The following is a 21,923-nucleotide window of genomic DNA, read 5'->3' as shown; positions in this document are numbered from 1 at the left end:
GAATTACGGCTGCTTCTCGCGGCTGTTTTTTAGTTTTTGCCGCTGAATTTCTCCTGAATTTCTTTTAAAAACAACTCGGCAGCAACTGAAAAGACTTGATGCTTTTTCCAAACAATATCTAAGCCAGATTCAAGTCTTGGCTCTAGCGGTCTAAAACAAAGGTTACTATCACTAGACGTATTCACTATTTTATCAAGAGTTATTGCATAACCAATGCCTTCTTCAACCATAATGGCAGCATTATATGCAAGATTGTATGTAGCCACGACATTTAATTTATCAAAATCTTCGCCAAACCAATCCGCAAATTCATTTTTAGAAAATGTCTGCTTCATAGCCTGTCGTGAACAGATTAGCGGAACATGGATTAAATCTGCTGCTTGAATGGTATCTTTGCAAGCAAGAGGGCTGTCTTTCCTCATAACAACACCCCAAATATCCTTGGCTGGGATATTGATATAATTGTATTTTGATACATCAGCCGGTTGAATTAAAATACCAAAGTCAAGCAGTCCCTTGTCTAGCCGTTCAGCTACATCATCTTCGTTTCCGCTGTAGAGGTGATACCGTATATTTGGATAACTTATCTGTAAGTCTCTTACTGCCCGTGCAATCTGTTTCATGGCATCGGTTTCCCCGCCGCCTATATAAACATCACCACTTATTGTTTCTTCCATGGATATGAATTCTGCCTCTAATTTCTCGACCATATCAACGATTTCTTCTGCTCTCTTTCTTAAGAGCATTCCTTCATCTGTGAGAATGATACTGTGACTACTGCGAATAAATAGTTTTTTTCCTAACTCTTGTTCAAGATCTTTTAATTGTCTAGACAAGGTCGGCTGTGTAACATGCAAAAAATCAGCCGCACCCGTGATGCTTCCTTCTCTTGCAACAGCAAGAAAGTAACGCAAAACTCTAACTTCCATCTATACTCCTCCTTTATGTTTTACAATACACGATTCAGAAATGCCCTTCAAGCATATCATGATATAAGATATAAGTATTATCTATGCGCAAAAAAGCACACTAAAATAAATAACAAAGGAGGTAATCGGTTGGCTTTTTTCGCAGAAGCTACTTCGATACGGCGAACTCATATGGCGGGCGAGGCTGGAAGAGCAGGATGGATCGAATAATGCTGGCGGTTTGTCTGCTTGGAAGATTTGTCGTCACGCGGAAGAGTCCCTGCGCCATCTACAGACACTCATATCGAGTTGTACCAGATGGATGAAATACAATATTCATGGGTTGCAGGAGATTATACGGTGATAACTGCTAATGCCCGTGCTGTATTCAGTCCGGAAGGTCCATTTAAACTGATCACGATAGATCCGGGATCTTGAGGTCGCATGATGTCCTCATTGAGATTAAATACGCTGGTATTTGCCACTCTGACATCCATACAGCTCGCGGCGATTGGGGACCGGTAAATATCATCTCGTTCCAGAGAACGATCGCGGGAATTGTCACCCAGGTTGGTTCGGAAATCACAAAGTTACAGATATGGGTAAACCAACTGCTCCAAGAACTCCTAAGCAAGCAACGGATTCTATCCTTTGGTTAGCGATGATAGAATCTGAAGAGGCATTCGAGCTCGTTGAAGAACAATTAAAGGAAGTTTATCTATTTTTCGGGGGTTGATGAAATTGAAAATGATGCCGTTAGAGAGTCGAGGAATATCGAACAGCCGCTTAGTGCTGGGCTGCATGGGCTTAGGCGGAAGCTGGGATTTTGCAGACCCGGTTACATCCAGCCACATCCGTCAAGCGGAAGAAGCCGTGGAAGCCGCTCTTTCCATCGGAATTACTATGTACGACCATGCGGACATTTATAAGAGGGGTAAAGCGGAATCCGTATTTGGGCAAGTGCTTAAGCAGCAGCCCCGTCTCCGTGAACAGATTGTCATTCAATCCAAAGTAGGCATTCATCTATCCGACGGCATATTGCCACAGCGCTACAACTTCTCGAAAGCGCATATCCTGCATTCGGTGGACGGCATATTAGAGCGGCTTGGTACACAATATCTGGACGTGTTGCTGCTGCACCGCCCGGATCCGTTGATGGAGCCGGATGAGATTGCCGAAGCTTTCACCATGCTGAAGCTGTCGGGCAAGGTACGTCACTTTGGCGTATCGAATATGAGCCCGGGACAAATTCGCTTCCTGCAAAGCGCTTTGCCTGATCCATTCGTCGTAAACCAGCTGGAGATGAGCCTTCTGCGTCAGCACTGGGTCGATCCGGGCATTCTTCATATTAACCAGAATGCCGGCTTAAAGGATAACTTTCCTGAAGGGCTTATGGAATTTATGCAGATGGAAAACATTCAGATTCAAGCATGGGGGCCACTGGCTCAAGGCAGACTTTCAGGAAAAGTATCTGACAACGCGACCGAAGCGGAAATGAAAACAGCAGCGCTCATTCAGCAGATCGCGGGTGAGAATGAGACAACGCCTGAAGCGATCGTACTCGCTTGGCTGATGAAGCATCCAGCCTGCATACAACCAGTCCTCGGCACGGTAAATCCTAAGCGCATTATTGCCTGCAAAGATGCTGCAAGACAGTCGGAAATCATGACTAGAGAACAATGGTACACATTACTGGTTAGTGCAAGAGGTGTAAATATGCCTTAAATCTCAATTTTTCGGCAATATCCTGATCCGTTCATCCATCCCTCTCATAGAACAACGGCACTCATGGAGAATCAATCATCAGGAGTCTATACCGCTGAGACGGATGACCAGCACATTTCACCATTTCGTGAGCAACCTACGGCACCCCGACTTGGATTTGGTCCGTTGTGGTTGACGGCTCAGTTTATGTGCACGCCTACTACGAACAGAACTCACGTTGATACCAGGCAGCACTACGACAGAAGGCAGGGCGAATCACTGTGGCTGGCATGACGAAGGAAGTCTCTTTTGAACCGATCGAAGGGCAGATCAACGATCTCATCGACAATGCGTACCGTGTGAAATACAACGACGACCCATATCTAAACCCGATGATCCGCTCGCGAGCTCGTTCTGCGATAATACGCCACGCGAAACCAACTCATTATAAAACGCGTGTTCGAGTGAAATCTTAACATTTATGAAACCAATCCATTTGCATGAAGAAAGGAACCGTGAATCTCTAATGTCAAATATTCAAGGGAAAGTTGTCATTATTTTGGGAGCGTCAAGTGGGATTGGCGAAGCAACTACTAAGAAACTTGCGCAAGAAGGAGCAAAATTAGTCATTGCGGCTCGCCGCGAAGATCGCTTGAAAGCTCTTGTTAAAACATTGCCGGATGCTGAAATTGCATATGTTGTTGCTGATGTAACTAAAAAAGAGGAAGTTCAAGCCGTTGTTGATCTGGCGGTCAAAAAATATGGTCGCGTAGATGTGCTATATAATAACGCTGGTATTATGCCAACTGCGTCTCTCTCGGAAGCACGCTTTGATGAATGGCGACAAGTGTTAGATCTTAATATCATGGGTGTATTAAATGGCATTGCTGCGGTATTACCTATCATGAAAAAACAGCAATCCGGTCAAATTATTGCGACCGATTCCATTTTAGGACACGTTGTGACTCCTGGTTATGCTGTTTACTGTGGTACAAAATTTGCTGTGCGAGCGATCATGGAGGGGATTCGCCAAGAGGAAAGAGAAAATAATGTCCGTTCAACCATCATTTCTCCCGGAATGGTGGATACGGAACTTTACACAACGGTCAATGACCCTGCAACTCGAGATTGGTTGAAGGAGAACGCAAAAATACCAGGTGTGGGATTGAAACCGAGTGATGTTGCCGATGCGATAGCATATGCAATTAGCACGCCTGATACTGTTGCTGTAAGTGAAATTATGATTCGCCCAACGAAGCAAGTTATCTAAATGAATGTTGCTCTTGATCATTGCATGATCGAAGAGTATCTGAATCAGTGGTTGGCCCAGTTGAATGCCGGTAAGTAACGGAAAAACGGTTCCGATCGTCGTCACATGCGCGACATCGGCACATGATATTGGAGGATTGGAGGCTGGAGGAAATGAATAACATGAATACGACAAAGGTTTGGTTTATCACGGGTGCCGGTCGAGGTATGGGTACCCATTTCGCGAAAGCAGCTTTGAACGCCGGACACAAGGTTGTGGCTGCCGGCCGCAATCCGGATGCGGTGGCCAAGGCAATTGGTGAAGCCGAGAATGTATTGGTCGTCCGATTGGACGTTACCCGGCCTGCCGATGCAGAGTCCGCAGTCAAGGCGGCAATCGACCGGTTCGGGACCATCGACGTGCTGGTCAATAATGCCGCCCACTTCTATGGGGGCTACTTCGAGGAACTGACCCCGGACCAAATCGAATGTCAGCTGCAGGTGGCGTTGATCGGCCCGATGAATGTTACCCGTGCCGTGTTGCCTGTCATGCGCAAGCAGCGTGCCGGTCATATTATCTCGATCGCTTCGGGCGCCGGTATGTCCGGATTCGAGTTTAATTCCGCTTATTGCGCATCGAAATTTGCGCTGGAGGGTTGGATGGAGTCGTTGGCGCCCGAGGCAGCTCCATTCGGCATTCATACGACCATTGTCAACCCGGGCTTTTTTCGTACGGAATTCCTGACGGAGGCGTCGTCGACTTATGCCAAGCCGACAATCGCGGACTATGCGGACCGCAGAGCCGGTTACATGGCCTTTTTTAATGAGCAGAACGGGCAACAGCCCGGCGATCCGAACAAGCTCGCAAAAGCGCTTCTCATGATTGCAAGCGAAGCTGAGCCGCCTCGACGTTTCATCGCAGGCGCCGACGCGGTCGGCATTGCAGAGCAGAAGATTGTCGACCTTCAAGCGCAGATCGATGCCTACCGCGATCTCTCGATGTCGATGGCCTATGAAGACTAATCGAAATCATTTCATTGTCTATATATTGACCTTGGGTGTATTCGGTATCTTGAATACCGAGATGGGCGTGATCGGAATCTTGCCTATGATTGCGGATCACTACCAGGTCAGTATCTCCACTGCGGGGTTGATCGTGAGTCTCTTTGCGCTTGCGGTTGCCGTCTCTGGCCCAACGATGCCTTTATTGTTTTCAGGCATGAACCGCAAGAAAGTCATGTTGCTTGTGCTTGGCATTTTTATTGTGGGCAACCTTGTCTCCGCCTTTACATCAAACTTTATCGTATTACTGATTGCACGTGTCGTTCCGGCCTTTTTCCATCCCGTGTATGTTTCATTGGCATTCACCGTCGCCGCGGCGTCCGTCGGCAAGGAGGATGCTTCGAAGGCAGTGGCTAAAGTATTCGTTGGCGTGTCTGCAGGGATGGTGCTTGGCGTTCCGGTCTCGAGTTTGATTGCCACCTACACTTCGCTTACCTATGCGATGTTGTTCTTTGCCGCTGGAACGACAGTCGCATTCGTCGCGACACTCCTGTTCGTACCAACGATACCTGTTGCACAAAGGCTCTCTTATGGCACTCAATTGCGGGTATTAAAAAGATCCGTGACATGGCTTTCCATTGCTGGTGTGATCTTCATGAACGGAGCCGTATTTGGGGTGTACAGTTACCTTGCCGAGTATCTTAAAACCGTGACGAAGTATGACTGGAACACAATCAGTGTGATGTTATTCCTATACGGAGCAGCCAATATTGTTGGAAACATGATGGCAGGGAAGCTGCTTGCTAATCATCCATTAAGAACGGTCATATTTTATCCATTTGCCATGCTTGCCGTTTACATCATGCTTTTCAGCATGGGACAGTTCAGCGTCCCCATGGCCTTCATTGTTTTGATTTGGGGAATCTTGGGCGGCATAGGCGGCAACATTACGCAATATTGGGTTGTGTCCGCAGCGCCGGAAGCTCCCGAATTCGCGAACGGTGTCTTTCTGACATCCGCCAACTTGGGAACAACGATTGGCGCAGCTGTATGCGGATTATTCATATCAGGCATAAGTACGCAATACGTCGTAATTGGGGGAATCTTGTTCCTAATATTAAGCATCGCAACGATATATCCAAGAGTTTCTTTGTACAGACGAATGGAGGATTCCAATGTTGCAGGATAAACAAGCAGCTCTTATTACAGGCGCGAATCGAGGAATCGGATATGAAATGGTCAAACAATTGGCTTCAATGGGGTTCAAAGTCATTTTGGCAAGTAGGGATCCAAAGAAGGGTGCTGAAGCGGCGCAACGACTTGCCGAGTCCGGACTGAATGTTTCGTTCGTCGTCATGGATGTCACAGATCAAGAAAGCATCTGCAAAGCAGCAATGACCATCACCGAGACCGTTGGCCACTTGGATGTATTAATTAACAACGCGGGCGTATATTTGGATGGTAGTGCCCGGTTGTTGACCATGGATCCTGCGATTCTGGAGCAAACGATGTCCACGAATTTTTTCGGCGTTTACCATGTCATGCGTTCATTTCTTCCGCTCATGGAAAAGCGGGGATATGGAAGAATCATCAATGTTTCCTCGGAATATGGCGCCATGAGTGCCATGTCGTCCCCAGGAGTGGGGGCGTACAAGATCTCCAAACTTGCAATGAATGCATTGACTCGATTAGCAGCAGCAGAAGTTAGGGGAGATATCAAGATTTATGCAGTCGATCCGGGCTGGGTAAGTTCGGATATGGGGGGACCCTCTGCTCCGAGAACTTCGAAACGCGCTGCCGAGTTGATCCTACAGTTAGTGACGATGGGATCGGAAGGACCTCGTGGAGGGTTCTTCAGGGATGGTAAACCAATCGATTGGTAAAAACGATGGATTACAGGAGGTACAAGTATGATTACTGCGAAAGCACACTCTACATTCAGCTCAGATGGTCCGTTACCGGATGGTGTGGCTATTATACTTTAGTGGATACGAAAAGCATATTCGATGAGTTGGACGAATAGAAGAAGACTCCGGATGTATATCTGGAAACAATGGAGAAACCAAAGACAAAGGTCAGAAAACTAATATCGCTGGGAGCTCCGAAGCAGAACGCCTACGAATGGGACAATTCGAGGAAGAAATACTGGCGCATTGCATGCAGTCCGAATTAGATAGCCAATACTGGTTATCTCCTGGTCTGAGGAGTCTTAGGGCCAGATACAAACAATTACGGAATATGACATGAACCGCCGTATACCGAACGGTTCGTGATGTGATAGCACGGGGGCTAGCCGCCCCTGCTACTTGATTTCCCGTTACATACTGCGATTGCTAAATTTTAAAAATTGAAATGGAAATCAGGTGGAGGTGTTTGAATAAACGTTGATTTTCGCGAATGCCGTTTACCATTTATCTGAATTTCGTTATTATCGTAGCTTTCAATAAGTCCCCCACCTGTCATTTTCCCTCCGTCAAAACCATCACATATTGACCAAAATATATAGCATTATCCAAGTCAACGTCATGTTGCAGGGTCTTGTTCATCTTTTTCCTACCTTGTCTTATGCTTGAAATCACATATTAACTATAACCTTCACTAAAAAGGTTTGAAACGAGATGATGGAGCGGCAGTATGAGCTTTGTTTCTCAGAACTACTAAGGAAGTGCCGCCCCGATTAAATGACAATTCGACCTTCCGTGGGTTGCTGAAGTAGGATTTCAGGATATTCATGGTCGTCCCCTTGAATGTGTTGGTTAATTTGCTCATTTTACTATCAGCATTTAATTCGTTACACCCGTTGATAATCGGCCTCCCATGTTTCTTGATGGTATCAAGGGTTATACCATCGTTCGCAGCCTTTCACATAAGGGTAAAAATTCACTATTCGAAGTAAAACGTAGCGCGATAATTGGGTTCATCGTAAAATGGGGATCGGGCAAATTTCCAGTTAATACAAAGGACGCAGGTTTTCTACCTGTATGAATTCGCGATCTGAGGCCTTACATGCAAATACCCGGAAAAAAGCGTCGCCATGGCCATCATTAAGAGAAGCACAACGAATAGTAATGAGATAATCATCGAGCCACCACTTCGCACAGAAATAACCAGATATTTCTCCATGTTTTACAGGGAAAACTGAGTAATCTGATGGAAGCTTTAACATTGCTGCAAAACCTTGCTGGTAAAGAAACGGTGCGGAGAAATCTGAAGCAGGTGGCTCTTGCGGCATTGGAGGATTATCATAGTTCGATGCCCTTAATCTGTTCTATTTTCTCGGAACCGGAAATATTGCTTCGCCATCGAGAAGGTTTTACTCAACGAAATGAAAGCCCGTATGCGGCAAATGAGGCGGTGGAAGCTTATTTAATGAAAGAAATAAATACTGGGAGAATTAGCGATAAATTGCATCCAAGAGCTGTAGCGGATATATTGCTGGGAAGTTGTTTTCAACGTGCATTCCAATTGAATTTTTTAGGTAAAGAGGAGTCGCTAGAAGAGGGGGATGAATTTGTAAATCGTATTTTGGACACGTTATTTCCAGGTCAATCATAAGAGTAGGACATATTTAACATCGCACTCACTGAACAACAAGTTGACAATCATATTATTTAAACATCAATTAGTACAACGGGAAGCGGGGGACGAACGGTCGTTGTTCCGCTCCGTTTTTTCGTCGATGGCAATGAAGTCGAAGTTGAAGTGGATTGCGGAGAAGCCGGAGAACATTTAGAACGGTTCGCGATACAATTCAGGAACATGCAGGTACGCATAGATCGGACTCGAAAGGACATGATGAGATGACAGATAAACGAACGGGAAACTATTCTCCCAAATGGTTCGGCCTTGCGGTGCAGGCTTTGATCATCTTGGCAAAAGAAAATGTTCAGACGTGTCCGAGCGTCGAAATCGCAAATAATTTGCAGTCGGAAGCCACGCTGATGCGGAGGGTTCTGGCGGTGCTTGCGCGGGAAGGAATCCTTGAGACACGCGAAGGCCGCGACGGCGGCTACAGGCTTAAGAAAGCACCAGAATCGATTGCCCTTGTGGACTTGTACAGCGCGTTTCAGGTAAGCAGCCCGCTCTTCTACGGAATCGAGGATTCGATGGGCACTCATCCGTTCGGAGTCGAGATGAAGGAAGTTTTCTTGGATATAACAGGCGAGATGGACCGGAGCTTGCGCGAGGTGCTGAGGAGGTATACGATCACCGAATTGGCGCAGAAGCTGCATCCCAAGGCGCTTTGAAACTAAATCCAAGTTTATTCCCCCGCTCTATTGACATGGCGCTGAAAGTCATATATGCTCTTATTGTGAGTGTGCGCTCACTCAATAGCGGCTGCTGTAATTTTATTCATAAAGAGTGAGCAATGGGAATTGTTGAGTGTGCGTTCACCTATAATCTAATTTAAAAGGAGGTTGCTCAATTTAAGTCACAAAATTACCGTAATCTCTGTGGCCATCGCAAGTACGTTCAATGGTTGTGAATGCAGGAATACTAATAACCGAAAACGGGCAAAATACTGTTGAAATTTTTATCAAAATGCCAATGAAATTAAAGGAGGAATAAAATTATGGGTAGACTTGAAGGAAAAGTAGCAATCGTCACCGGCGCTGGTCGCGGCATCGGACGTGCCATCGCGAAGCTGTTTGCGGCGGAAGGCGCTAAGGTGGCGGTCGTGTCACGCACCCCGGCAAACGTCGATGCTGTCGTCGCAGATATCAAGGCCACGGGCGGAAATGCCATCGGCGTAGTCTGCGACATTGGTGATGCCGGCCAGATCAAGGCGGCGATCAATACGGTTGTCTCGGATTATGGAGGGATTGATATCCTGGTGAATAACGCGTTCGATTCGTCCGCGCCCTTCTCATCGGTGATCGACCTCTCGGTGGAGCAGTTGCAACGCAATTTCGATACTGGCCCTATCGCCTATCTACGGATGATGCAGGCTGCCTATCCTCACCTCAAGGCGAGCGGAGAAGGACGCGTCATCAACTTCGGTTCGATGGCGGGCGTGATCGGGATGCCGGGCTATACCCCTTACAATATGGCGAAGGAAGCGGTGCGCGCTCTGACCCGCACTGCCGCACGCGAATGGGGACCCGACAAGATCACCGTGAACAACATCCTGCCGGTCGCGGAAACTTGGGAGCCTGAGGCCGATGTTCCACCGCCAACCAACCCGCTCGGCCGTTACGGGTCCCCTGAAGAAGATATTGCGCCTGTGGTGCTCTTCCTCGCCAGCAAGGACTCGCAGTTCATCACAGGCTCAAGCCTCACGCCCGATGGCGGATCGATCATCGACAGCGCCCGCTGAGATGACGCAGCACAGCTCGTTTGACGCAGAAGCTGCATCCCAAGGCACTTTGAACTAAATTCCCGCTCTATTGACATGGCGTTGAAAGCCGTATATGCCCTCATTATGAGTGTTCGTTCACTCAATAGCGACTACTGTAATTTTATTCACTAATGAGTGAGCAATGGGTATTATTGAGTGTGCGTTCACCCATAATCTAATGTAAAAGGAAGTTGCTCAATTTAAGTCGCAAAATTATCGTAATCACTTTGGCCATCGCAAGTACGTTCAATGATTGTGAATGCAGTAATACTAATAACCGATAACGGGCAAAATACTGGTGAACACTAATATTTAACAAAATACCAATGAAATTAAAGGAGGAAAAAAATGTCGTTAGAAATTTTACAAGCAAAATTAGAAATAAGAGAATTAGCCGATGCCTGGTCAAATCTAGGAGATGAGAAAAAGACTTCAGAACAAATACTTTTACTTACGCCGGATCATAAATATAAGGTTTACTTCGGTGGTCAATTGGTGTCTGAAGTTTCAGGAACAAAACAATTAGAAGAGGAATTTACAAGTCACGCTTCTCTTGTAAAACGTTATTTCTCCATTAACGCACAACACGTTGTGAAAGTGGATGGCGATACTGCAACAGGTGTTTCGTACTCTCAAATGAAAATGGTGAGAGACGAAGAAGGCAAAGAAGTTATCACTGACTATAGTGTTAAATATGATGATATATATGTACGTCAAAACGGAACTTGGTTAATAAAGGAACGTACTGCTCACTTTATAATCATTGAAGCAAGAACATTGCAAGGCTAATTTGATTAATACTTGGAAAGTCATAGCTTAAAGATGGAATGTTGTGTTTTGTAGAATAATGCAAACAGGACCTGAAAAATGACTGGACTAGTTGTAAAAAGCTATCCAGTCATTTTTTTAAAATAGAATAGATTGAAGTGAATTACGATAAAAATACCATTAGTTTAATCAACATAAAAGAACCTACGAGGTGAATAAAATAATGAAAGTTACAATCTTTGGGGCTACAGGAAAGACAGGCCCATACCTAATCGAAGAAGCTCTAACGCGGAATAGAGGTTACGGTTTTTGCACGATCTAGCAGTCCATTTACCCATCCCAAAGTGCGGATTATCAGAGGCGACCTGACTGATAAAAAAAGTTTAATAGAAGCGATTCGAGGAGCCGATGCTGTTCTCTCTGCTCTTGGTCCTACCTCGCCGAAATATCCTAAGGATTTGCCAATCACTCAAGCACTTAAGGCAATTATCTCAGTCATGGAGCAAGAAGGCTTAAAACGACTCATTAGTATTTCTACTGGAACTGCTGTAGATCCAGGTGATGGTTTTGATTTGAAAATATGGCTTCCTGCTGTACTTGTTAAGCTGATGCTTCCGGCGGCATATGACGACATTATTGAATCGGTAAAGGTTATTCGTGAATCGAACTTAGATTGGACAATGGTTCGTGCAGCAATTTTAAAAAATCGTCCGGCATCAAAAAAACTGAATCTAGGGCTTTATGGACACACTAAGCATTCGTTAACGATTTCCAGAGAGGATATTGCAGCTTTTATGTTTGATCAGATATCAAGCCAAGATTTCGTACGTCAGGCACCAGGAATCAGTTCTCAGTAGATTGTGGTTACTAAATCTCCGACTAAAGTGTTCAACAGAACTTTCTATAAGGGACTTCGATATCGTTACGAGAGATATTGAGAAATTGTCTGGTCGTCCAGTATGAAATCATGAATTAATCCTGTCAACCGTATTCAGAATATTTCGATGGAATAGAGCCACCATTCCGGTCATGAGTGAGCTAGGTCTCCGAAAAAAATTGGAAACCCCTCTGCTGGGAGGAGCCACCTATGTAAAGGTAGTAATAACTTGGTTGTAGTTACTGATGGTTACAAAGTAGTAGAAGACAGATATTGGTGCGTGCCAAAGAAAGGAAAGTAGAATGAATAAAAATTTATTTTACACGTTCTTCTTTATAACAATACTTGCACTGATGTGGTTCATGAGTGGGTGGAAAGGAATAATTTATTTCTTGAGTGACATCGCAATTGTGGCAATAATAAATAAAGCTGATCTTCTGTTATGGAGATCAGCTTTATTGAACAACAAGGTCAATTGATCTGATTATCCCCTTGTAACTCTATTTAATTTACATAACCCTTGAGAAGTTGATAATAAAGTTGATGATTAGCTGCCGAATCAAAAAGGTCATTGGAGCTATCCCCAAACACAATATCATCGCGTATCATTTGAAGCAAAAAAGGCTTTAAATTTTCAGGTACGGATAATCCGGCCGCATAGACTGAGAGGTCTTTACATCGTTCTATAGCTCGATAAAACACTGGCAGTTCATAAGGCATAGCCGAACCGCAGAGTATACGGACATCCGCTTGTGCGAAGGAGTCCTGTACTCTAGGATCACCCAATACGCCGGAATCCGTCACGATAAAGTTATAATCGCGGTCCAATTCCGGGGTTAAATAAAAGTCTACTCCCTCCATCACATAAGAGTTCCCCGCTTTTTCCGGCTCGAACAGGTGGATAATGTGTGCCAAATGCTTGCTCGCGTTAGCCTCCAAATAACACGCATTCCCTCCATGTGCTTGTATCCAAAAGACCAAATTCATCGCCGTTGTCGTGACGCCAACGCGCCGATCACTCCCAGCTACGGCAATCCGTATGTTTTTACAGTCAAATCTATATTTTTCTTCATGAGGTTGGAAAGTATCCAGTGTTTCGTTAACTGGTTCAGGGGAAACAGAAGGAATATATCGTTGCATCCCTTGCTCTGAAAAGCACTCCTTGACTTCTCGACTCGATATGTTCTGAAGTTGCCATATTCGTGATTCCAGCTTGAATCAGTTGTTGCAGAAAGGGACTGCTATCCGGCAGCCCTTCGGCAATGATGATAACACGAATTTCATACATCGTTTGAAACGATAGTAGAGCCTGAATCATTTCTTCATCGGATTCCAATATAGCCTTCCGATCAATCGCGATGTATCGGACGTGGCTAAAGTGCCGCATGTCCTTCACCAGTCAATGGCAGGGAGTGGGCTGGTTGTTCTCTCCGAGTCCTCTCGACCGCATCATCTTACAAACATGGTTCGTAGTTGCTCAGGCAATTACGAACCTTTTTTACGTGGGTTGTAGGCGCAGACTATTGCTCATATTGTCGTTATCCATAAAATTCATATCAAATTTTATTGTTTCGCTGAAATGCCTGAAGGTTCCTACATTTGCAAAGTTTGTTTTTCAATTTGAAATGATCAAGTGATATACGGGTTTTGACCGTTCTGTTTAAGCTTGATACAATAGGATAGACTATGTGCTAATACTCTTGTATAGATTGGGGGGTCTAAAATTGCAAAATAAAAAAGACCTTTTAGATATATGGTTGTCCTTGTCTCAGATTTATTCCAATGTAACTGACAAACTGGAGCAGGCTCTGCTACAAGAATATGATTTATCTTTGAAGGAATTTTATGTACTGAATTTCATATCCAAGTCCGAGGATAAAGAATTACGATTACAGCAGCTTCAGGAGATGGTGGGTTTAAGTCAAAGTGCCACCTCAAGGCTCGTAGTAAGAATGGAGGCCAAAGACTGTGGCGCTCTGGAAAGACATATATGTGAGGATGATCGGCGCGGTATTTATACTCGAGTTACGGAACTAGGCGAAAATAAATATCAGCGAGCATTACAAACCTTCAATCAGGTTCTGGAATCAGAACTTCAAAAAGAAGGTTTGAAGTCGAAATTTCAAAGTATTACGCAAGAATTGTTTTAAGAAGTTATTTTCCACTAGATGCTTAATTAAGTTAGTATGAAAGGCACTCACAGAAGATTTAGGAGTGCCTTTTTATGCCATACATCATTTGAGGATGATCATGGAACGGTTTAAGAATTAATCATAGTGTTCTTTTTTGATCAAACAATATTGGTGTTCGAGGCTTGACAGCAAGGTTTTTTTTCGTTAAATTAAATGCATGCGCATGCTTATAATTTGTGTGCTAAATTATCTGGTTACTTAGTGTTTATTTAGAACAAGAGAGGAGTTTTGAACATGCAGTATATTAAAGATAAAGTCATTATTATAACAGGTGCTTCAAGTGGAATAGGTGAAGCGACAGCTCTATATCTGGCGAAAAATGGTGCAACGGTTGTCCTCGCAGCAAGAAATGAGGGGAAGTTGAGATCCTTAACTGAACGGATCAAGAATGAGGGCGGTAAAGCACTCTATAAGGCAACCGATGTCACTGTCAATGCTGAAGTTCAATCTTTGGTGAATTTCGCCATAGATCATTTGGGCCGTGTAGATACATTAATTAATTGCGCAGGCTACATGCTGTTCTCCATGTGGGATAATGCCCATGTAGCAGAGTGGGAGAAGATGATTGATCTTAACATTAAAGGGACGCTATACGGAATCGCAGCCGTATTGCCTCATATGAAAAAACAAGGGCAGGGTCAAATTGTAAATGTTGGGTCTATAGCAGGCCATGCAGTAGGAGAAGGCCATGGTGTCTACAGTGCAACGAAGTATGCCATGCGGGCTATTACGGAAAGTCTGCGTAAAGAAGTGTCTGTTAAACACAATATTCAAGCTGTTTTGGTATCCCCAGGGGTTATCGCAACGAACTGGCAAAGTACAGTAACGGATAGGGATGTCAAAGCGGTACTGGGAGATTTGAACAAAGTTGCTATTGACGTGGAATACGTGGCTGAAACCATTGGTTTTGTTGTGAACAAGCCAGCCAATGTCATGATCAATGACGTTATTGTTGCCCCTACTGCCCAGGAATGGTGATATTCAAGTTAATGGGAGAGGAAAAATCTAATAAGGAGGAGTGATTAGATGAAGGTTTTGGTGGTAGGATCAAATGGACAAATTGGACAACGCCTCATCCAACTTTTGAAAGAAAGCAAAGAGCACACAGCCCGTGCGATGGTTCGGCAACAAGAACAAGCTGATGCATATGAAAAGCAGGGCGTCGAAACGGTTCTTGCGGACTTGGAGGGGACTGTAGACTCCATCACAGAAGCTGTCAAGGGGTGCGATGCTATAGTATTTACAGCTGGCTCTGGTGGAAAAACGGGATATGATAAAACGTTGTTAATTGATCTGGATGGTGCTGGAAAAACAATTGAAGCAGCTGAAAAAGCAGGCATTGACCGTTTTATTATGGTCAGTGCAATTCAGGCGAATAACCGGAAGAACTGGCATGATAATATCCTCCCCTATTATGCAGCGAAGCATTATGCGGATAGAGTGCTGGAAAGCAGCAGTTTGAACTACACCATCATAAGACCTGGGATTCTTTTGAATGAATCTGGTACAGGGAAAGTGGCTGCTGCGGAGAATATCGCCTATGGCAGTATCCCTCGTGAAGATGTAGCCCGTGCCATTGTGACCGCTTTGGATGAGAAACACACCTATAAGCGTGCGTTTGACTTGATTGCTGGTGACGATTTGATTGCCGATGCATTGAAAAAAGTTTGAAAAAGAGGTTGCACCAAGTTTACAAAAATTGGCTAGTGGCATGCAGGGTCAACCGTTAGGGGAAGCGCCGCATGCTCTTTCGCATGAAGAAATTTTGGATATGGTTAAGGCGTTTGGGGGAAACGACGAAACGTGTGATAGAAGCAGGGTTTGACGGTGTTGAAATCCACGCAGCGCATGGGTTTCTCATTGATGCTTGACAGGATTCTAAGCATCAAATAATATAAATGCATGCGCAAGCAAATAAAATTAGAGGAGTAATGAATAATGAGCAGAGTAACTTTGAAGGATTATGAAGCAATCGTAAATGCAATGAATGGTTATATCGAAGGGAATATTGTGGGCAAGGGCGAAGTGATGAAATCCACTTTCCATAAAGATGCCATTATGTATGGATACACGAATGACGGAAAACTCAGCGAAGGTTCTATTCAAAATCTGTATGATCTGATTGACACGCTGGGACCGGCAAAAGATCTTCAATACAGAATTGATGTTCTTGATGTTGCGGTTACTGTTGCCGTAGTTCGTGTTATTTTGGAAAGCCCAGAAGTGGAATATGCCGATTACCACACACTTCTTAAAGTAGACGGCGAATGGAAAGTAATCTCCAAGGTGTTCCATCAATATTGATTATAAAAATTTTTCATTCGAAACCTCAATAAATAATGGCTCGAATCATGCCACAAAAGTGGCTGTGATCCGAGCTGTTTTGCTAATGATTTACAATACTGAATGACCGAGTCTTACAGGAAAACTTGAGGAAAGATCACTTAATCCTGAACTTGAAGGCACTGATAAAGAAGATCTGATGCAGCATATTAACCAAAAGATGATCATAAAGTTTTGAATTTTGAAATCATGTCTATAGTTGACAAATGAAATAAACATGTTATTATATATGCGCGTGCATGCATTTTGTTGACGTGTTTCACAATATAAATCGGAGAGGAGTCTTTCTCACATGAAAGATTTATTTAGTCCCTATACAATTAAAGGTTTGGAATTGAAAAATCGCGTAGTTATGCCGCCAATGTGCCAATACTCGGTTGACAAAAAGGATGGAATTGCTACAGATTGGCATTATATACACTACGTTAGCCGTGCGATAGGTGGAACCGGCTTTATCATAATTGAAATGACAGATGTAGAACCAGATGGCCGGATCTCCGATTTTGATCTTGGTTTGTGGTCAGATGAACAGATTCCTGCTCTCAAACGGATTGTAGATGCTTGTCACAGTTACGGTGCCAAAGTGGGAATTCAGATCGCGCATGCTGGACGCAAAGCGGAAGATGCTGAAGTTCCTGTAGCACCGTCTGCCATTGCATTTGATGAAAATTCAAAACAACCTCGCGCGCTTACAACAGAAGAGGTTAAAGGACTGGTGGAGAAATTCCGTGTTGCTGTAGCTCGCGCTGTCAAAGCTGGATTTGACTCCATTGAAATTCATGGTGCACATGGCTATTTGATTCATCAATTTCATTCACCGCTTACGAACAGACGGGAAGATGAATATGGTAAAGACCTTACCCTTTTTGGCCGGGAGATCATTCAGGCAGCAAAGGGCGAAATGCCGGAAGACATGCCGCTCATCATGCGTATTTCCGCCAAAGAATACGTAGAAGGTGGATATGGTATTAAAGAAAGCATTGCTTTTGCCAAGGAATATCAAAAAGCAGGAGTAGACATGTTTGATATTTCATCCGGCGGTGAGGGACCGATAGCTGCATGGGGCAGACCAGGAACTCACGCAGCGTATCAAGTTCCCTTGGCAAAAGATATCAAAGAAGCTCTGGATATTCCGGTAATGGCGGTTGGAAGACTCGATGATCCAACTTTGGCGAATGCAGTTATCGGAAATGAAGAGGCCGATTTGGTTGCTGTGGGTAGAGGGCTGTTGAGAAATCCTTATTGGGTACTGGAAGCCGCATCAAAATTGAGAAAAGAAACTGCAATCCCTACACAGTATACTACAGGATTCTAAGTCCTACTTTATAAATCAATTTATACCGGACTCAATAACATTGGAGGTTTACTATGTCTTATTCCGAATCTGTACAACCATTATTTCGTCCGTTTACTTTGGGAAATCTTACTTTGTCCAATCGTGTAGTAATGGCACCAATGACTCGAAATCTATCTCCTAATGGCGTTCCAGGGCCAGATGTTGCCGCGTATTATCGCCGGAGAGCTGAAAATAGCGTTGGCCTCATCGTGACAGAAGGCACAGTAGTTAATCATGCTGATTCATCCAATCAGAAGGATGTACCTTTCTTCTATGGTGAAGAAGCATTAAATGGTTGGGCCAACGTGGTGTCCGAAGTACATGAGGTAGGGGGGAAGATTATTCCTCAAATCTGGCACATGGGCGCACGGGGCAACGTTAATGACTACTCCGAATCCGATATCAGTGAAATTGTGGATGCTTTTGCACAAGCGGCAGGTGAGGCCAAGCGCATTGGATTTGATGGAATCGAAATCCACGGAGCTCACGGCTATTTGATTGACCAGTTCTTCTGGGAGAAAACCAATGAACGTACAGACCGCTACGGAGGCAGCATGATTGCACGTACCCGCTTTGCTGAAGAAGTGGTCAGAGCTTGTCGTGGTGCAGCCGGTCCTGATTTCACGATTGTGTTGCGTATTTCGCAGTGGAAGGGAACGGATTATACAGCTAAATTGGCCAAAACACCGGACGAGCTAAAACAATTTCTGCAGCCTTTGGTTGATGCGGGCGTGGATATATTCCACTGCTCAACTCGTCGATTCTGGGAACCTGAATTTGAAGGATCTGACTTGAATCTTGCCGGCTGGGTTAAACAAATCACAGGCAAACCAACCATCACTGTTGGTTCGATTGGCCTGGATGGTGATTTCATGACACTCTTCACCGAAGGAAAAGGTGCTGGCAACGCAAGTATCGAGGGATTGGTTCAAAAGTTCGAAAATGAAGAATTTGATCTGGTTGCTATCGGCAGAGCATTGCTGGTAGATCCTGCTTGGGCCAGCAAAATTCGGGACGGAAGATTGGACGAATTAGTGCCGTTCACTCCTGAAGCACTTAAAACACTTTCTTGATCGATAAATTTATACTGAACTTAAACAATGTCTTTGCCTAAAACGAGCAATCCTTTACTGGAATGCTCGTTTTTAGTTGTTACTTCTCAGCATGATTGTCTGTGACCAACAGAAGTGCGAGATAATGAATATGTCACAGGTTGAGCCGCAGGCTATTTTACTATATAGTTATGACTGGACAACCATTCCATCGATATTAAATGAATGCCTAAATAGGGGGACCCTTACAATGATTATTAAACCGAAAATTCGTGGTTTCATATGTACGACTGCGCATCCTGCAGGATGTGCGGCTCATGTCAATCGTCAAATCGACTACATCAAAGACAGCACGGCTATACAAGGAGCTAAAAAGGTACTTGTGATCGGTGCATCCACAGGCTATGGACTGGCTTCCCGCATTGCTGCGAGCTTCGGTATGGGGGCGGATACCATAGGTGTTTCCTATGAACGCCCTGCGGCAGAGGGACGCACGGCTTCGGCAGGCTGGTACAACACTGTGGCCTTTGAAAGAGCGGCCAGAGCGGCTGGCTACATAGCGGAAAGCATTAATGGAGATGCTTTTTCCCATGAAATTAAGCAGGAGACGTTGAAGCTTGTAAAGGAAAAGCTGGGCAAGGTAGACCTGATTGTGTATAGTGTCGCCTCACCGCGGCGGACCCATCCAGATACGGGTGAAACCTTTAATTCCGTTCTCAAGCCCATCGGACAGCCGTTTACGAATAAAACGGTGAATACGAATACGGGCGTCGTATCGGAAATTACGCTGGAACCGGCTACGCAGGAGGAAATTGAGAACACCATCACGGTCATGGGTGGCGAAGATTGGTCCTTATGGCTCAAGGCGCTGGAGGAAGCCGAGCTGCTGGCTGACGGGGTAACCACACTGGCCTACTCGTATATTGGGCCGGAGATCACGGAGGCCATCTATCGCAAAGGAACGATTGGTCAAGCCAAAAACGATTTGGAAGCTACAGCGCATACGTTAACGAAGCAACTGGAGCGTTATCGTGGTAAAGCCTACGTTTCTGTAAATAAAGCGCTTGTTACACAATCGAGTTCGGCTATTCCTGTTGTGCCTCTGTATATTTCCTTGCTGTTTAAGGTCATGAAAGAAAAGGGATTGCATGAAGGATGCATTGAGCAGGCGCAGCGTCTGTTCGAGAAGCTCTATAGCGGGTCAACTGTGGAAACGGATGAGGAAGGGCGCATTCGTCTGGATAACTGGGAAATGAGAGAGGATGTGCAGGAGGCTGTCAAAGCTGCCTGGTCCGAGATCACTACAGAAAACGTGTCTGAACGGGGCGACCTCGAACAGTACCGTCTGGATTTCCTTCAATTATTTGGATTCGGGTTTGATGAAATTGATTATGAATTGGATGTTGATCCAGAGGTTCACACCAATTAAGAAGCAAAAAAGAGTCAAATAAAAACGGGTACACTCAAGCGCTGCAAATAGCTTGTGTGGCCCGTTTTTTATGTATGCGGACAGGTACAAATTGCGAGTTATTCCACCGAATTGAATTTATCGGGAATTGGACGTAGAAACCGACTTGCGGTGAAGCAAGCGGAAAACGACAATGGTGATGATAACTCCAGCAATGCCAAAGACGCTGACAGAGGTCAGAGCTCGATAGGCTTGCCAGCCGAACAAAAAAGCAATACCGCTGCCAAAGGTCGTACCTGCCAGCAATCCAAGCGAGCAGGCAATGTCCGTTCTATATTTCATAATCATATTCCTTTCTAAAACATGAATTCAATCGTAACTTGTACTTTTTTCTGGACTTGGGCATCAACTTGTGCGTACAATTGAGTAGTAATCGTTTTCAAACTGAATTTTTTATCATTATGGGTCATTCTTATGCAAATTATTCCTTTTCAGGAGGCTGATGAAATGAATATGAATGAGCAGATCAAGCAGTGGAACGCAGAGGCGCAGGCAAGCAACGCTGATCATCCCCACCGCAAGGTAGAGCTGTTCATCGAGGTGCGTGATGGAGCGCTTGAAGCCATTGTCCCTTATTTGAACCAACAGGGGTATCGTCATGTAACTTTGGTAGAGGATGAGCATACTTCGGCAGCGGCAGGCCAAAAGGTGGCTAAGCTGATACATGAGGCAGGGTTGACGGTTGATGTCGTACGGCTGCCTCCCAATGCTGTGGGAGATGTCATCGCTGATGAAACCTACATTATGAAGGTGCTGCTGGGTGTGAAGGATCAGAGTCAGGCTGTATTGGCTGTAGGCTCAGGAACGATTCACGATCTGGTTCGCTTTGTGTGCTATAAAATGAACCGTCCGTTCTTGTCCATACCAACGGCCGCTTCCGTGGATGGTTTTACCTCCGCAGGTGCGCCGCTGATCGTAGACGGCAGCAAGCAAACGTTTCAGGCGGTTCCGCCGGAAGCGATCTTTGCGGATCTGTCCGTGCTGGCGAGTGCACCACAGACGATGACTGCCGCAGGCTTTGGCGATATGCTCGGTAAATTCACCTCATTAGCGGATTGGCATGTATCCAGAGATTTGGGAAATGAGCCGTATTCACCCGTGGCTAACCGCATTACCGAGGAGGCTTTACGTGCCTGTGTAGAGCATGTCGATGAGATTGCGGCAGGCAGCAAGGCAGGCGTCGAGGTGCTGATGAATGCACTGATTGCCTCCGGTATTTCGATGCTGATGATCGATCATTCGCGTCCAGCGTCGGGGGGAGAACACCATATCTCCCACCGAATTGAAATGGATTTTATTGCAGAGGGACGCAAGCAGGTTTTGCATGGTGCCAAAGTGGGCGTAGCTTCCGCTTTGCTGTCTGACATGTACAGGGAATTGGCTGCCAGCCAGGATGTGGAGGCTTTAAACGTATATCGGGACTTGCCTGCATCGGAACAGATGCGTGCATGGCTGGCTCAGGTTGGGGGCCCCTCCACGATTGCCGAGCTTGGGGTTACGGATGAGCAGCTTGCTCGTGCTTTGCGCACAGCCCATACTTTGCGTGACCGCTACACAGGGCTCAAGTATATGAACGAGCATCAACTGCTTCGTTCGTAATGTGCAGCATCTATACAAATGGTTTTTAGACACTCAATTAAGCATGTGTAGCAAGGAAGGGATTAACGATTGGGTTTACGCCTCCGGC

25 protein-coding genes and 2 pseudogenes are annotated in these 21,923 nt (G+C 45.1%); 22 read left to right on the top strand and 5 right to left on the bottom strand.

Features of this window, described 5'->3' with window-relative positions:
• Nucleotides 1–29 precede the first annotated feature (29 nt).
• Nucleotides 30–929, bottom strand: a complete 900-nt coding sequence (locus KQI_RS0121810; RefSeq protein ID WP_010348999.1) for a LysR family transcriptional regulator — start codon at nucleotides 927–929, stop codon at nucleotides 30–32.
• A 339-nt stretch (nucleotides 930–1,268) separates the two neighbouring features.
• Between KQI_RS0121810 and KQI_RS28160 the strand changes: the two are divergent.
• The 8 genes and pseudogenes from KQI_RS28160 to KQI_RS29855 all read left to right on the top strand — a co-directional run.
• A pseudogene (locus KQI_RS28160) lies at nucleotides 1,269–1,507 on the top strand (alcohol dehydrogenase catalytic domain-containing protein); the annotation flags it as partial.
• Between the two features lie 142 nt (nucleotides 1,508–1,649).
• Complete coding sequence (locus tag KQI_RS0121795; protein WP_029390282.1) at nucleotides 1,650–2,633, top strand: aldo/keto reductase; 984 nt, start codon at nucleotides 1,650–1,652, stop codon at nucleotides 2,631–2,633.
• Between the two features lie 269 nt (nucleotides 2,634–2,902).
• Nucleotides 2,903–3,088, top strand: coding sequence for a DUF2255 family protein (locus tag KQI_RS29405; protein ID WP_241764001.1), 186 nt, complete (start codon nucleotides 2,903–2,905; stop codon nucleotides 3,086–3,088).
• Nucleotides 3,089–3,138: 50 nt separating this feature from the next.
• Entirely contained in the window at nucleotides 3,139–3,882 is a 744-nt protein-coding gene (locus tag KQI_RS0121790; protein WP_010348997.1) for an SDR family oxidoreductase, read from the top strand.
• A 152-nt stretch (nucleotides 3,883–4,034) separates the two neighbouring features.
• Complete coding sequence (locus KQI_RS0121785) at nucleotides 4,035–4,883, top strand: SDR family NAD(P)-dependent oxidoreductase (RefSeq protein WP_010348995.1); 849 nt, start codon at nucleotides 4,035–4,037, stop codon at nucleotides 4,881–4,883.
• Nucleotides 4,873–6,051: an MFS transporter gene (locus KQI_RS0121780; RefSeq protein WP_010348993.1), complete on the top strand. Its 1,179-nt coding sequence runs from the start codon at nucleotides 4,873–4,875 to the stop codon at nucleotides 6,049–6,051. The genes KQI_RS0121785 and KQI_RS0121780 overlap by 11 nt, the downstream gene beginning before the upstream one ends.
• Nucleotides 6,038–6,745 (top strand): SDR family NAD(P)-dependent oxidoreductase, encoded by a 708-nt coding sequence (locus KQI_RS0121775; protein ID WP_010348992.1) that lies wholly within the window; start codon nucleotides 6,038–6,040, stop codon nucleotides 6,743–6,745. Before KQI_RS0121780 ends, KQI_RS0121775 begins: the two co-directional genes overlap by 14 nt.
• A gap of 5 nt (nucleotides 6,746–6,750) precedes the next feature.
• Complete coding sequence (locus KQI_RS29855; protein WP_411830865.1) at nucleotides 6,751–6,885, top strand: group II intron maturase-specific domain-containing protein; 135 nt, start codon at nucleotides 6,751–6,753, stop codon at nucleotides 6,883–6,885.
• 817 nt (nucleotides 6,886–7,702) lie between these two features.
• Here the strand turns inward: KQI_RS29855 and KQI_RS29850 are convergent.
• Nucleotides 7,703–7,849 (bottom strand): DUF6526 family protein, encoded by a 147-nt coding sequence (locus KQI_RS29850; protein ID WP_411830866.1) that lies wholly within the window; start codon nucleotides 7,847–7,849, stop codon nucleotides 7,703–7,705.
• A gap of 163 nt (nucleotides 7,850–8,012) precedes the next feature.
• Here KQI_RS29850 and KQI_RS27470 point away from each other — a divergent pair, with 163 nt between their 5' ends.
• The 5 genes from KQI_RS27470 to KQI_RS27200 all read left to right on the top strand — a co-directional run bounded on the left by KQI_RS27470 (nucleotide 8,013) and on the right by KQI_RS27200 (nucleotide 11,825).
• Nucleotides 8,013–8,417 carry a hypothetical protein gene (locus KQI_RS27470; protein ID WP_010348991.1) on the top strand — a complete coding sequence of 135 codons (405 nt, stop codon included), beginning with the start codon at nucleotides 8,013–8,015 and terminating at the stop codon, nucleotides 8,415–8,417.
• 245 nt (nucleotides 8,418–8,662) lie between these two features.
• On the top strand, nucleotides 8,663–9,109 hold the full coding sequence (locus KQI_RS0121760) for an RrF2 family transcriptional regulator (RefSeq protein ID WP_010348990.1): 447 nt from the start codon (nucleotides 8,663–8,665) through the stop codon (nucleotides 9,107–9,109).
• Between the two features lie 326 nt (nucleotides 9,110–9,435).
• Nucleotides 9,436–10,179 (top strand): SDR family NAD(P)-dependent oxidoreductase, encoded by a 744-nt coding sequence (locus tag KQI_RS0121755; RefSeq protein ID WP_010348989.1) that lies wholly within the window; start codon nucleotides 9,436–9,438, stop codon nucleotides 10,177–10,179.
• Between the two features lie 369 nt (nucleotides 10,180–10,548).
• Entirely contained in the window at nucleotides 10,549–10,989 is a 441-nt protein-coding gene (locus KQI_RS0121750) for a nuclear transport factor 2 family protein (protein WP_010348988.1), read from the top strand.
• A gap of 272 nt (nucleotides 10,990–11,261) precedes the next feature.
• The gene (locus KQI_RS27200) at nucleotides 11,262–11,825 is read left to right on the top strand and encodes an NAD(P)-dependent oxidoreductase (RefSeq protein WP_197536409.1); all 564 of its coding nucleotides are present in this window, start codon (nucleotides 11,262–11,264) and stop codon (nucleotides 11,823–11,825) included.
• 524 nt (nucleotides 11,826–12,349) lie between these two features.
• Here the strand turns inward: KQI_RS27200 and KQI_RS27195 are convergent.
• On the bottom strand, nucleotides 12,350–12,985 hold the full coding sequence (locus KQI_RS27195; protein WP_050543730.1) for a hypothetical protein: 636 nt from the start codon (nucleotides 12,983–12,985) through the stop codon (nucleotides 12,350–12,352).
• Nucleotides 12,954–13,232: a hypothetical protein gene (locus tag KQI_RS0121730; RefSeq protein WP_029390280.1), complete on the bottom strand. Its 279-nt coding sequence runs from the start codon at nucleotides 13,230–13,232 to the stop codon at nucleotides 12,954–12,956. Before KQI_RS0121730 ends, KQI_RS27195 begins: the two co-directional genes overlap by 32 nt.
• 337 nt (nucleotides 13,233–13,569) lie before the next feature.
• On the opposite strand from KQI_RS0121730, the gene KQI_RS0121725 reads away from it, so the two are divergent.
• The 8 genes and pseudogenes from KQI_RS0121725 to fabV all read left to right on the top strand — a co-directional run bounded on the left by KQI_RS0121725 (nucleotide 13,570) and on the right by fabV (nucleotide 20,197).
• Complete coding sequence (locus tag KQI_RS0121725) at nucleotides 13,570–13,995, top strand: MarR family winged helix-turn-helix transcriptional regulator (protein WP_010348984.1); 426 nt, start codon at nucleotides 13,570–13,572, stop codon at nucleotides 13,993–13,995.
• A 276-nt stretch (nucleotides 13,996–14,271) separates the two neighbouring features.
• Nucleotides 14,272–15,015: an SDR family oxidoreductase gene (locus tag KQI_RS0121720; protein WP_010348983.1), complete on the top strand. Its 744-nt coding sequence runs from the start codon at nucleotides 14,272–14,274 to the stop codon at nucleotides 15,013–15,015.
• Nucleotides 15,016–15,063: 48 nt separating this feature from the next.
• Nucleotides 15,064–15,708: an SDR family oxidoreductase gene (locus tag KQI_RS0121715; protein ID WP_010348982.1), complete on the top strand. Its 645-nt coding sequence runs from the start codon at nucleotides 15,064–15,066 to the stop codon at nucleotides 15,706–15,708.
• 67 nt (nucleotides 15,709–15,775) lie between these two features.
• Nucleotides 15,776–15,899 (top strand): annotated as a pseudogene (locus KQI_RS28635) (oxidoreductase); the annotation flags it as partial.
• Between the two features lie 76 nt (nucleotides 15,900–15,975).
• The gene (locus KQI_RS0121705) at nucleotides 15,976–16,341 is read left to right on the top strand and encodes a nuclear transport factor 2 family protein (protein ID WP_010348980.1); all 366 of its coding nucleotides are present in this window, start codon (nucleotides 15,976–15,978) and stop codon (nucleotides 16,339–16,341) included.
• A gap of 331 nt (nucleotides 16,342–16,672) precedes the next feature.
• The gene (locus KQI_RS0121700; RefSeq protein WP_010348979.1) at nucleotides 16,673–17,695 is read left to right on the top strand and encodes an NADH:flavin oxidoreductase/NADH oxidase; all 1,023 of its coding nucleotides are present in this window, start codon (nucleotides 16,673–16,675) and stop codon (nucleotides 17,693–17,695) included.
• Nucleotides 17,696–17,748: 53 nt separating this feature from the next.
• A complete protein-coding gene (locus tag KQI_RS0121695) occupies nucleotides 17,749–18,789 on the top strand; it encodes an NADH:flavin oxidoreductase (RefSeq protein WP_010348978.1) in 1,041 nt (346 codons plus the stop codon).
• Nucleotides 18,790–19,018: 229 nt separating this feature from the next.
• Nucleotides 19,019–20,197 (top strand): enoyl-ACP reductase FabV, encoded by a 1,179-nt coding sequence (gene fabV, locus KQI_RS0121690; protein ID WP_010348977.1) that lies wholly within the window; start codon nucleotides 19,019–19,021, stop codon nucleotides 20,195–20,197.
• A gap of 117 nt (nucleotides 20,198–20,314) precedes the next feature.
• On the opposite strand, the gene KQI_RS0121685 is transcribed toward fabV, so the two are convergent.
• Nucleotides 20,315–20,518, bottom strand: a complete 204-nt coding sequence (locus KQI_RS0121685) for a hypothetical protein (protein ID WP_010348975.1) — start codon at nucleotides 20,516–20,518, stop codon at nucleotides 20,315–20,317.
• A gap of 165 nt (nucleotides 20,519–20,683) precedes the next feature.
• Here KQI_RS0121685 and KQI_RS0121675 point away from each other — a divergent pair, with 165 nt between their 5' ends.
• Nucleotides 20,684–21,835, top strand: a complete 1,152-nt coding sequence (locus tag KQI_RS0121675) for a sn-glycerol-1-phosphate dehydrogenase (protein ID WP_010348974.1) — start codon at nucleotides 20,684–20,686, stop codon at nucleotides 21,833–21,835.
• The last annotated feature ends 88 nt before the right edge of the window (nucleotides 21,836–21,923 follow it).

The sequence above is a fragment of the Paenibacillus peoriae KCTC 3763 genome, assembly GCF_000236805.1.
Taxonomy (GTDB): Bacteria; Bacillota; Bacilli; order Paenibacillales; family Paenibacillaceae; genus Paenibacillus; species Paenibacillus peoriae.
This window is presented reverse-complemented; position numbering and strand designations above follow the sequence as displayed.